Annotated in this window: 7 protein-coding genes and 1 pseudogene; 6 read left to right on the top strand and 2 right to left on the bottom strand. The window is 40.6% G+C overall.

Translation table 11 applies throughout. The features are described 5' to 3' along the window. The 6 genes and pseudogenes from AC5YCI_RS14620 to ppk1 all read left to right on the top strand — a co-directional run. A partial coding sequence (locus tag AC5YCI_RS14620) for an acyl-CoA dehydrogenase family protein (RefSeq protein WP_496175803.1) occupies nucleotides 1-1,140 on the top strand: 1,140 nt, incomplete at its 5' end. 23 nt (nucleotides 1,141-1,163) lie between these two features. After that, entirely contained in the window at nucleotides 1,164-3,263 is a 2,100-nt protein-coding gene (locus AC5YCI_RS14615; protein ID WP_496175802.1) for an acetate--CoA ligase family protein, read from the top strand. 3 nt (nucleotides 3,264-3,266) lie between these two features. Further along, on the top strand, nucleotides 3,267-5,315 hold the full coding sequence (locus tag AC5YCI_RS14610) for a 3-hydroxyacyl-CoA dehydrogenase NAD-binding domain-containing protein (protein WP_496130698.1): 2,049 nt from the start codon (nucleotides 3,267-3,269) through the stop codon (nucleotides 5,313-5,315). Nucleotides 5,316-5,456: 141 nt separating this feature from the next. After that, nucleotides 5,457-5,843: pseudogene (locus tag AC5YCI_RS14605) on the top strand (acyl-CoA thioesterase). Nucleotides 5,844-5,880: 37 nt separating this feature from the next. Beyond that, entirely contained in the window at nucleotides 5,881-7,086 is a 1,206-nt protein-coding gene (gene pcaF / locus AC5YCI_RS14600; RefSeq protein WP_496175801.1) for a 3-oxoadipyl-CoA thiolase, read from the top strand. Between the two features lie 915 nt (nucleotides 7,087-8,001). Then, complete coding sequence (ppk1, locus tag AC5YCI_RS14595) at nucleotides 8,002-10,062, top strand: polyphosphate kinase 1 (RefSeq protein ID WP_496175800.1); 2,061 nt, start codon at nucleotides 8,002-8,004, stop codon at nucleotides 10,060-10,062. A gap of 119 nt (nucleotides 10,063-10,181) precedes the next feature. On the opposite strand, the gene AC5YCI_RS14590 is transcribed toward ppk1, so the two are convergent. Together AC5YCI_RS14590 and AC5YCI_RS14585 are read right to left on the bottom strand one after the other, a co-directional pair. After that, nucleotides 10,182-11,537, bottom strand: a complete 1,356-nt coding sequence (locus tag AC5YCI_RS14590; protein ID WP_496175799.1) for an ATP-binding protein — start codon at nucleotides 11,535-11,537, stop codon at nucleotides 10,182-10,184. Next, nucleotides 11,530-12,201: a response regulator transcription factor gene (locus AC5YCI_RS14585; protein WP_496175798.1), complete on the bottom strand. Its 672-nt coding sequence runs from the start codon at nucleotides 12,199-12,201 to the stop codon at nucleotides 11,530-11,532. The genes AC5YCI_RS14590 and AC5YCI_RS14585 overlap by 8 nt, the downstream gene beginning before the upstream one ends. Nucleotides 12,202-12,268 lie beyond the last annotated feature (67 nt).

Below are 12,268 nucleotides of genomic sequence, written 5' to 3'. Positions count from 1 at the left end.
AATTTAACCGAAGAACAAAATGCTTTTGCTGAGTCGGTGCGTAAGTTTGCACAAAAGGAATTAGCGGATGGTGCATTGGAGCGAGCTCATTCCCATGATTATCCTTGGGAAGTCGCTGCAAAATTAGCAGAGATGGGTTTGATTGGTATTACTGTTAAAGAAGAAGATGGTGGTATTGGCGGAACCTTAATGGATGCTGTGATTGCCATTCAAGAATTAGCTTTGGTATGTCCTAAAAGTGCAGATGTTGTACAAGCTGGTAACTTTGGCGCAATTCGAACCTTTGCAGAATATGCATCTCCACATTTAAAAGAAAAATACTTACCAGATCTGTTAGCAGGCAAAAAACTGCTTGCTTTAGGTATGAGTGAACCAGGCGCAGGTTCATCCGTGACTGAACTAAAAACCTCAGCAGTTGAAAATGGTGATCACTACATCATCAATGGCTCTAAAGTATTTTCAACACATAGTCCACATGCCGATACCTTCTTGATTTATGTGCGTTTCGGTGAAGGGCTAGATGGTATTGGATCAGTGATGGTTGATCGTGGCACACCAGGTTTTGAAGTTGGTCAGCCTTCCGCATTTATGAGCGGTGAAGAATGGTGCCAGCTTTATTTCGATAACTGCCGTATTCCAAAAGAAAATGTATTGCTTGGTCCAGGTGGATTCAAGAAACAAATTTCAGGTTTTAACGTTGAACGTATTGGTAATGCATCACGTGCATTAGCACTTGGTCGCCATGCCTTTAATGTTGCACGTCAGCACTGTCTGGACCGTGAACAATTCGGTAAACCTTTATGTGAGTTCCAAGGTCTGCAATGGAAGTTTGCGGAAATGGCACTGAAGTTAGAAGGCTCACAACTTCTTCTTTACCGTGCTGCAATTAATTCTGATGGCGGTCTGCCATCTGCGTATGAAACAAGTATTGCCAAATTGTCATGCAATTTGACGGGCTGGGACGTCGCTAACGAAGCACTACAGGCCATGGGTGGATACGGCTATTCGACAGAGTCATTGGTTGAATACTGTGTAAAACGTACTCGAGGTTGGATGATTGCCGGCGGTTCGATTGAGATTTTGAAGAATCGTATTGCAGAAGACGTATTTGGTCGTCGTTTCAACCAACGTGCAAAGTAAAATTTTAAAAGGATTTTAGAAAAATGAATTCTATGGTGAAAGAGAATAAAACACTTTCTAATGCATTATTGAAGCCGAAGACCGTAGCGTTAGTGGGTATTTCAGATGACATCACAAAAACCGCCGGTCGTCCTTTACATTTTTTAAGAAATGCAGGTTATAAAGGTACCATCTACTGTATTAATCCACGTCGCGAGACAGTACAGGGTGAAAAAGCATATCCTTCACTTTCGGCATTGCCTGAAGTACCAGAACATGTGTATGTCTTAACGGCAGCGGAATTGGCATTAGAAGCTGTTGAAGAGTGCGGTAAATTGGGTGTACCTGTTGTAACACTCATCGCGAGTGGCTTTAGTGAAGCTGGTGCTGAAGGGATCGAGCGTGAAAACAAGCTACGTGAACTTAAAGCAAAATATCAGACACGTATTTTAGGTCCATCGAGCTTAGGTTTAGTCAACCTATATGAAGATCTATTTTTAACAGCAAATGCAGCTTTTGCTGAGCCAGGGTTGCCCAGAGGTCATATTTTCTGTGCTTCCCACAGCGGTAGTATGATTGGGTCTTTGACCTCACGTGGTCGTAACCATCATACGGGCTTCTATGGCTTGGTATCAGTAGGTGGTGAAGTTGATCTGAGCGTAGGTGAGATCTGCTTAGCTACTTTGGATAACCCAGATATTCATGGCTACATGCTATTCCTGGAATCAATGCGTCATGCAGAGAAATTACGTGAATTTTCAGTAAAAGCATCCGAATTAAATCGTCCTGTGGTGGTGTTTAAGCTTGGTCGTTCACAAGTCGCAGCAGATCTTGCAGTTTCACATACAGGTTCTATGGCAGGTGAAGATGCGGTTGCAGAAGCATTCTTTAAAGATTGTGGTATTGCACGTGTAGAAACCTTAGATGGCTTCTTGAATGCAATTCCTCTGTTAAGTAAAGTTCCACCACAATTAGCGAATAAGAAACAAATCAATGTGGGTGTTTTGACGACAACCGGTGGCGGTGCTGCAATGGTCGTTGACCAACTGGGTATTCGTAATGTTTCAGTTATGTCACCATCAGAAGAGACGATTGCCAAACTCAATGCACGTGGTGTAGATGTCCATGCTGGTGGAATTATCGATTTAACGCTGGCTGGTACCAAGTATGAAGTGATGAAAGCTGCGCTAGAAGTACTTGAAGAAGCACCTGAATTTGACTTGGTATTGGTCGCTTCAGGTTCTTCAGCTCGTTATCATCCAGATCTGGCGGTTAAACCGATTGTTGACAGCATCGCGACTTACAAAAAACCGTTAGTCAGCTTCTTAGTTCCTGATGCGCCAGAAGCATTAAAGCAATTAAAACAAGCTAATGTCCCTGCGTTTCAATCACCAGAGGCTTGTGCTGATGTAATCAATGCAGCATTTTCTCGTCGTCAGCCAATTCCCATTCCTGCGCAAGTGACTCAACCAACTGAATCGACTACGGTCACTTTAGATGAAGATTCTGCTTATCAATTGCTAAGCCCATTAGGCATTCAAAATGCACCATATCAACTGTTGGATGTTACACAACCCCAAGCGTTGGAAATTGCATATCCAGTGGTAGTGAAAGTTTTACATGATCAAATCAGTCATAAAACTGAAGTTGGTGGTGTGATTTTACATATACAAAATGAGACAGAACTCCAAGCTGCAATTCAACAAATTAAATCTAACGTTGAGAAAAACTGTCCAGAACTGACCGTTGCAAAAGTTTTAGTACAGTCCATGGTCAAAGGTCTCGGTGAAGTACTGGTTGGATTTAAACGTGACAAAGATGTAGGTCCAATTGTGATGCTGGCTGCTGGTGGTGTTTTGACTGAACTTTATAAAGACAGTTCAATGCGATTAGCCCCTGTGACCCTTGATGCAGCATATGAAATGATAGCTGAAGTAAAAGGTTTAAAGGCACTAGATGGTTTCCGTGGTAAGCAAAAAGGTGATTTAAACGCAATTGCTGAAACTGTAGTGGCGTTCTCTCAGCTTGCAGTATCTAAGGAATACTACATTGAAGAAGCTGAAATGAACCCACTTATTGTGAACCCTCAAGGACAAGGTGTTACAGCTGTGGATGCACTTGTACATATTGCCAAGGAAGCTTAAGGCATGACAGACACTATTCATTTTGAAACTGAGGGATCAATTGCGGTCATCGTAATTGATAACCCTCCTGTAAACACAGGTTCATGGTCTGTACGCAAAGGTCTTCTTGATGCGGTTGAGAAATTTGCTCAGGATGAATCTCTGACTGCAGCAGTGATCATTGGTAAAGATAAAAACTTTATTTCAGGTTCTGATCTTAAGGAGTTTGGCAAACCAATTACTCCACCTGAATTGCCTCAGGTAATCAAAGCAATAGAAGAATGTCCAAAACCTGTGATTGCCGCGATTAGTGGTGCAACTTTAGGTGGTGGTTATGAGCTGGCACTTGGTTGTGATGCACGTTTAGCAGCAGCGAATACCTTAGTAGGTTTACCAGAAGTGACTTTAGGTATGCTTCCTGGTGCGGGTGGCACACAACGTTTACCACGCCTGATCGGTCTGGGTCCTAGTATTGAAGTGATTTGTAGCGGCAAACGTCTTAAAGCTGCTGAAGCATTCAAACTAGGTATGGTCGAAGCCATTGCTGAAGGTGATTTACGTGCTTTTGCCATTGAATATGCAAAAACAGCAATCAAAAATCCGTTATCCAAGAAAACAGTAGCAGCTGAAACTGATGAAGAAATTGATGGCATTATCAAAAAAGCCTTGAAGTCTGGTAAAAACCGTCCTCAGGTTAAAGAGGCTATCCGTTTGATTCAAGCAACAGCGACAATTGATTTCGAAACTGCTTTATCTAAAGAACGTGAAGCATTTCAAAAACTTCGTGTGGGTGAAGAGGCATTTGCTTTAAGACACTTGTTTTTCGCAGAAACTAGCGCTAAAAAGGCCATCAATCTGAAAGAGACACTATTTAAAGCCATTCACAACGTCGTTATTGTTGGTGCAGGTACGATGGGAACTGGTATTGCTGTAGCGGCATTAAGAGCGGGATTTAAGGTTACAGTCTATGATCAGTCAAAATCAATCTTGGTAAAGTGCAAGTCTAAAATTGATGACATTTATACTCACGATGTTATAGCAGGTCGTATTCAGTCCTCTGATCAAATCAGTCAGCTAGAACAGCTTGAGCTTTCAGATCATGAGTGTGTTTTTACAAATGCTGATCTGATTATTGAAGCTGTTTTTGAAAGTTTGGCAGTAAAACAAAACTTAATTAAACAGATTGAAAGTGTAGCTGCACCTCATACGATTATTGCGAGTAATACGTCTTACATTGACTTAGATGAAATCGCTGAAGTCAGCATCCGACCTGAAAATATTGTCGGCATTCATTTCTTTAATCCAGCAAATATCATGCGTTTGGTTGAGGTGATTCACGGCAATAATACTTCTCAGGAAGTGATTGCTTCAGCATTCGCATTCGTACAGAAGTTATCTAAGTTACCGATTTTATGTAAAAACTCGTTTGGCTTTATTGGTAACCGGATCTACGCGGCTTACCGTTATCAATGTGAACTTATGTTAGAGGAGGGTGCATTACCTCATGAAATTGACCAAGCGATTGAAGGGTTTGGTTTTAATATGGGGCCATTTGCTGTAGGTGATTTATCCGGTCTAGACATTGCTTGGAATATGCGTAAGGCGAATACCGCAAAGCGTAACCCAAATGCGCGTTATGTTGAGATTCCTGACCAATTATGTGAAGCACAGCGTTTTGGTCGTAAAACAGGCGCTGGCTACTATAACTATGCTCACCAGAAACCTGAAATTGATCCAATTGTTACCGACATTATTCTTAAAGCTTCTGCAGTAAAAGGTATTGAACGAAAGCCCTTTACCTCTGAACAAATTGTGGAGCGTGTACTGCTCACGATGGCAAATGAAGCGGCATTATTATTGGCTGAAGGCGTGACTTTACGTATGAGTGATATTGATTTGGTCATGGTCAATGGTTTTGGTTTCCCTAAGTGGGAAGGTGGACCTGCATATTGGGCATCTAAACTAGATTTAAACTATTTATATCAGCAACAAGAAATTTTGGAGCAAAGTACAGGCGCTGGATTTAATGAAGGCGATTTATCCATTTTTCATAAACTTGCTAAAACTGCCTAAATTTTAAGTGCCTATTTGCCCGACTTCGGTCAGGCTTTTTTTACGCTTGAATGAATGGCATGAGGTCTTGATTTTTTGGAAATTATTACTGATTTCTCCTCAATATAATTGAACGCACCAACAGTGAATGACACATGGAAAATGAGTAATCAAAGCAGTTTAACAATGAGAGTATTAATGTCACCGGAGATGGCTAATTTTTCTGGCAATGTCCATGGTGGAAAGATACTAAAGTTACTGGATCAAGGCTTGTTTAAAGAAGCTATTCAAGTCAGGGAAATGGTTTAATTTCTTGCCAATATAAATTATGTCGGACGGAGCTCAATGGAAATCGGTATTTGTGTTGAGGCACAAAATATTCAAACCCGTGAGATCCGACATACCAATAATTTTTACTTCATTATGGTGGCAGGAGATCAGAATAGTAAAACTACTCAAATATCTCCTTTAAAACTTAGTTCGCAACTTAAGCAATGCCGTTTTGATGCTGCTTTAAGGCGTAAAAAACGACGACTACAGACCAATTAATTTTTCTTAATAAAGCATATCTAAAAAGGGATTTGTGATGAAAAACGCATATATTATCGATGCCATTCGTACGCCATTTGGTCGCTATGCAGGCGGTTTAGCGCCTGTCCGTGCCGATGACTTAGGTGCAGTGCCACTTCAAGCACTGATGCAACGTAACCCAAACATCAATTGGGAAAAAGTTGACGATATTATTTACGGCTGTGCCAACCAAGCGGGTGAAGACAACCGTAACGTCGGTCGTATGTCTGCACTACTTGCTGGTGTACCGTATCAAGTACCAGCAACGACAGTAAACCGTTTATGTGGTTCATCACTTGATGCCGTGGCGATGGCAGCCCGCGCCATTAAAGCGGGTGAAGCAGACCTGATTGTTGCAGGTGGTGTGGAATCTATGTCACGCGCACCACTGGTAATGGGTAAACCAGAAAGTGCTTATGGTCGGAGTCAAAAACTTGAAGACACCACCATGGGTTGGCGTTTTATCAACCCAAAACTCAAAGAGATGTATGGCGTTGAAACCATGCCGCAAACTGCGGAAAACTTAGCGGAACAATTCAACATCAGCCGTGAAGATCAAGATAAATTTGCCTTCAACAGCCAACAACGTACCGCAGCGGCACAAGCCAAAGGTTTCTTTAATAATGAAATCGTGCCTGTGGTGATTCCACAGCGTAAGGGCGATGCAGTTGTGATTGATACGGACGAGCATCCACGTGCATCGACCACTTTAGAAGGCTTAACCAAGCTAAAACCTGTGGTAAAAGCAGACGGAACAGTAACTGCAGGTAATGCCTCAGGTATTAACGATGGTGCAGCAGCAATTTTGATTGCCTCTGACGATGCAGTTGCAACGTATGGTTTAAAACCGCGTGCCAAAGTGATTGGTGCAACAGTGGTTGGTGTTGAGCCCCGCATTATGGGCTTTGGTCCTGCACCTGCCATTAAAAAGTTACTGGCACAAACGGGTCTCACTTTAGAACAGATGGATGTGATTGAGCTTAATGAAGCCTTTTCAGCACAAGCATTGTCTGTAACGCGTGATTTAGGCTTGGCTGATGATGAAGCCCGTGTCAATCCAAATGGCGGTGCAATTGCACTGGGTCATCCACTCGGTGCATCTGGTGCCCGTTTAGTGACCACAGCAATCAATCAACTTGAACAAATTGGTGGCAAATATGCACTGTGCTCCATGTGTATTGGTGTAGGGCAAGGTATTGCTTTGATTATTGAAACTATTTGATATCCTCTCCCACTTCAAGGGTAGAAATTCCTACAGCTAGATGCTTATAGTCAAGCGCAAGTATATTCTTAGAACTGTTTAAATCACGATCATAGGGGCTTAAACAGTTTTCATACTTGGACCTATTTTAACGCTGCATTTACTTAGACCGTAGCTAGCTCAACGTCGGAATTGATGCTTAGTGTACAGCACATATCCGACAGCATATTTAATAGCGACGTTTTGAATCTTATTTAACCTAATGAATGTGTTACTGATTTGTGATTGCTGGCACACCATTTCAGCTTTGCTTTTTGAATCGTTTGACTATGCCAATTGCATTCTTTCGATGTGATTAAAACTTAAATCATTCACTTTATTTTAGAGAAAGTTTAGCTCTGATGCGAGTTGGTTGATGAGGAGCATCGCTACGCAAGGTAATGTTTGTCTTTTACGCGTAAGTTAAGACTTTTCATAGGCTTATTTTAGTATTTTTGACTTGAGCTAAGTCGGTAGAGGGGAACTTAAAGCGACAACTCTTGTTGCATGGCTTATGCCAATCGCTTATATCCTTGCCCTGAACCCCTAGGTTTTAAGCTCCAAATGCTAAATTTCACTTAGCAATTAACTCAGCAATGAGGATTTTAATACTAAAGTGAGGGTTGAAAATAGTAGAATTGAGGAATGCATATTAGAGATAGCCTGTGGTCATTCACAACTTTATGATAAGTAATTCTTATATAAGTTATATGGTGATCGAATAGATTGATTATTACATTAATTCTTAATAAAAAAAATAATAAAAATCAATATTCTATTCATTTGAAGACTTCTGTGTTTTTTTGGATCAATCTGTAACATATCTGTCATATATAAGGCATACCATGCCGCTTACAGAGGCGACAAAACCAGACTGTTTTAGACAGCACTTTAGTTATGAAAAACTTTCAACATACATCTGCAACCTACTTTAATCGAGAACAATCTTTATTTGAGTTTAATCATCGTGTCCTAGCACAGGCACTTGATTCGTCTTTACCTCTATTAGAGCGTTTAAATTTTCTGATCATTTTTTCTCGTAATTTAGACGAATTTTTTGAAATTCGAGTTGCGGGGTTAATGAAACAACTGGATTTAAATGCGACAACGCGCACACCTGATGCGATTCCGACAGAGGAGGTGCTTGAAGGCTTATCCACGGTGATCCATCAAGCAGTGCAACAGCAGTATAATATTTTAAATCATACGATTTTGCCGCAATTACAAAGCCAAGGTATTCATTATATTCAATATCAGGATATCCTAGAAAAGCATAAAGCTTGGATTCAAGAATACTTCACTCGTCAAGTACAACCTGTATTAACGCCCATTAGCCTCGACCCAGCACATCCATTTCCGCGCTTGGTGAATAAAAGTTTAAACTTTATTGTTAGTTTAGAAGGTAAAGATGCTTTTGGCCGTTCGATAGAATTAGCGATTGTACCCGCACCACGTTCTCTGCCACGTTTAATTGCTCTACCAAAGCATGTTGCCGGTAATGATCAAGAACAAATTTTCTTGACCGCAATTATCCAACAGCATATTGATGAAGTTTTTCCAGGGATGAAAGCGACAGGTTGCTATGCATTCCGTGTGACACGTAATGCAGATCTTGTGCTTGCTGAAGATGTGGATGATCTAGCAGTTGCGCTAAAAGATGAGTTGTCTTCTCGACGTTTTGGGCGTGCTGTACGTTTAGAGATTGAAGATGATTGCCCACAGAAGATTATTCATTATTTATTAAATGAGTTTAATCTTGAAGAGCGTCAACTGTATAGAATTAACGGACCAATCAATCTTTCTCGTATGTCGACGAGTTTTGATCGACCTGAACTGAAATATTCTTTATTTAATCCTAAAGTACCCAAAGTTTTCAGAAAGCAAAAAAATATTTTTGAGATCTTAAAACGCCAAGATGTGCTGTTACATCATCCGTTTGATTCATTTCAGCCAGTGATTCAGATGTTGAGGGAGGCAGCCAAAGACCCTAACGTACTCGCGATTAAACAAACGCTTTATCGTAGTGGACCAGACTCTGAAATTGTTCAAGTACTTGCAGAGGCAGCAAGAAATGGTAAGGAAGTGACAGCTGTCATTGAATTACGTGCGCGTTTTGACGAAGAATCCAATATTACGGTTGCCAATATTCTACAAGAGGCAGGGGCAGTGGTCGTTTATGGAATCGTGGGTTATAAAACGCACGCCAAAATGATCCTAATCGTCCGTCGTGAAGATGATCAATTATGCCGTTATGTACATTTAGGTACAGGGAATTATCATGCTGGTAATGCAAAAATGTACACAGATTATGGGTTAATGACGACCCATGCTGAGATCTGTGAAGATGTACATCGTATGTTCCAGGAACTTACGGGTATGGGGAAAATGGCAAAATTGCAATGTTTGTTGCATGCTCCTTTTACCTTACACAGTGAGTTAATTAAACTTATTCAACAAGAAATTGAATATACCAAGCAAGGTGAGCAAGGCCACATTATTATTAAGGTGAATGCACTTACTGAGCCTGAACTGATTGCGGCACTTTATCAGGCATCTCAGGCAGGTGTAAAAGTCGATTTAATTATTCGTTCAATCTGCTGTCTCATTCCACAGGTTAAAGAACTATCGGAAAATATTCGGGTGCGCTCAATCGTGGGTCGGTTCTTAGAGCATACTCGCGTTTATTATTTCCGACATGGTGGTAAGGATACCCTTTACTGTGCTAGCGCTGATTGGATGGGACGCAATTTATTCTCGCGTGTGGAAACGTGTTTCCCAATCTTTGATGCCAAAATTAAGCAGCGTATATTAAAAGATGGTCTATTGAGTTATTTACAAGACAATCAAAATGCGTGGAGTTTAAATGCAGATGGTACATGGGAGAAAGTACACGTTAATAGTGGTGAACTGATACACAATGCACAGCTCTACTTAATGAATGACCAATCTGTCTCTTAGATAGAAATCATCAATAAGAGATTTGATTGTAAAGGGAGGGCTGAGTGGATAAGCAAATTGCAACATGAGCTTAAAAACCAGCCACTTTCTTTTGTGGAATTCACTACGCGCTCTGGCATTTAAGTTATCGGCTCAATGCTGACACTAAGGCCATGGGGTGGATTAAATTTGAAGTGCAATTGATATTGATATTGCTTTAAAAGAGCTTGAATCAACGCTAAGCCTAAACCATGCCCAGACTGTTGAGAGGATTTGCGCCAAAAACGTTGTCCTAACCAAGTAACATCCTCAGGATCTAAGACTTTCCCATTATCTTGAATCATCAATGTATTCGCCTGCATAGAAATATAAATTTGATCAGCATTGGCATGCAGCAGCGCATTTTCAATTAAATTTTTAAGGCCAGTAAATACCACCAATTCAGGCAAGTTAAGCGTAGTTAAACTTGACCAATTAATACAGAGTATTGTTTTAACTTGAGGATAACGTGGCTCTAGCGTTGAGATCACCTGTTGTAAAATTGCAGCAATAGGCTGAGCAGCTGCAGGTGCTAAGCTTGTGGTTTCGGATTGAGTTAATAACAGCAGTTGTTCTAATAATTCGCTATAGCGACGAATACTCTGATCTGCTTGGTGTAAATGGTGTTGAATCTGAGGGGGTACATTTTGCTGTCTGGCCATCATTTGCGCTAATTGAACGTTGGTTTTAATTGCTGTTAAGGGGCTACGTAATTCATGTGCAGCATAAGCACTAAAAGCTTTTTCGTTCTCTAAGCTGTGGGAGAGCCTTTGAATTAAAAGGGTAACATTGTCAACAAAAGGTTTTACCTCTTTAGGCATCACTTTCGGGTCGACTTGATCTAAATATTGGCTCACTTCATTTAATTTTAAATCTTCACGGCTTAAATGAGTACTTAATTGGTCTAAAGGTGAAAATTCTTTACGAATAATCAAAATAATAAGTGCAATACAGAGCAATAAAGAACTTAAAAGCGGAATCAAAACTGAGCGTAAAATTTGCTGTAAAAGGGAGTCACGTAAAAACATTTGTTCAGCAGTCACGACTTGAATATGGTCTTTACGTAGCACATAACTTCGCCATTCAACTTCACCTTGTTGCCACGTACTAAAACCTACATTTTTTTTGCTCAAATGAAGAGGCGCCCCTTTAGTTTGAGCGACAACCTTTTGATTTTGAATGGAGTTATTGTGTAATAAAGAAACCTCACAAGCAATCAACTGCTGTGGGTCATTGGTGTAGGATGGGTAGAAGAAATCACCTTCTATATTCTGAAGAGGCAAATGTTGAATTAAACGTGCCACCATATGTGCTGATGCAGATAAACGTTGATCTAAAGTGTCTTGTAGGCGTTTTTTAAGATCTATATATAGCCACGTAAATACACAGCTCCACAGTAGAATAAAAACAAAGAGCAGACTGATCACTAAGCGGCCCTTTAAACTTTGCTTATACATATTCACGCTCAGGTTTAAAGATATAACCTACACCACGGACAGTTTGAATCATCTCAGGATGTAATTTTTGCCTTAAGTGATAGATATGGACATTCAGCGCATTGCTTTCGATACTATCTTGATAACCATAAATTTTATCCAGGAGTTGTTCATTTTTGAGCACCTGATGAGGATGATGCATTAAGGTTTCTAATAAACTAAATTCACGGCGGGATAAATGAATGCGACGTTGTTGATAGTGCACCTCTTGATTATCACGATTTAAACTGAGTGTGCCGAAGGATAATAGATTAGAGCAGAAACCACGTTGGCGTCGGTTGAGGGCATGGATTCTGGCAATCAGCTCATCGAGCTCAAAAGGTTTGGTCAGGTAATCATCTGCGCCCGCATTGAGTGCAGCCACACATTGCTGAGTTTGTAATCTGGCGGTTAATACTAAGACAGGCACATCAATCTGATCACGACGCCAGGCATGTAATAATGTTAAGCCATCTTGATCGGGTAAGCCTAAATCTAAAAGGCATACATCGACTGCACTATGTCGAATAAAATAATCAGCAGCGCTGGCCTGACTGACATGCTCAACTGAAATATTTAAAAAAGCCAAAGCTGCACAAATACTTTGGGCAATATAGGGATCATCTTCAACCAATACAACAAACATCATCGCTCCTTATGCTCAGATAGATTGTAGCGGAGATTTGAGATGTTAATATTGCCTTAATCTTAGA

Source organism: Acinetobacter sp. CY17 (assembly GCF_059515825.1).
This window is presented reverse-complemented; position numbering and strand designations above follow the sequence as displayed.

Excerpts from the sequence above, each read along its gene's own strand:
- AC5YCI_RS14615 (WP_496175802.1), top strand. The coding sequence starts at position 1,164 with ATGAATTCTATGGTGAAAGAGAATAAAACACTTTCTAATGCATTATTG.
- AC5YCI_RS14610 (WP_496130698.1), top strand. The coding sequence starts at position 3,267 with ATGACAGACACTATTCATTTTGAAACTGAGGGATCAATTGCGGTCATC.
- pcaF (WP_496175801.1), top strand. The coding sequence starts at position 5,881 with ATGAAAAACGCATATATTATCGATGCCATTCGTACGCCATTTGGTCGC.
- ppk1 (WP_496175800.1), top strand. The coding sequence starts at position 8,002 with ATGAAAAACTTTCAACATACATCTGCAACCTACTTTAATCGAGAACAA.
- AC5YCI_RS14590 (WP_496175799.1), bottom strand. The coding sequence starts at position 11,537 with ATGTATAAGCAAAGTTTAAAGGGCCGCTTAGTGATCAGTCTGCTCTTT.
- AC5YCI_RS14585 (WP_496175798.1), bottom strand. The coding sequence starts at position 12,201 with ATGTTTGTTGTATTGGTTGAAGATGATCCCTATATTGCCCAAAGTATT.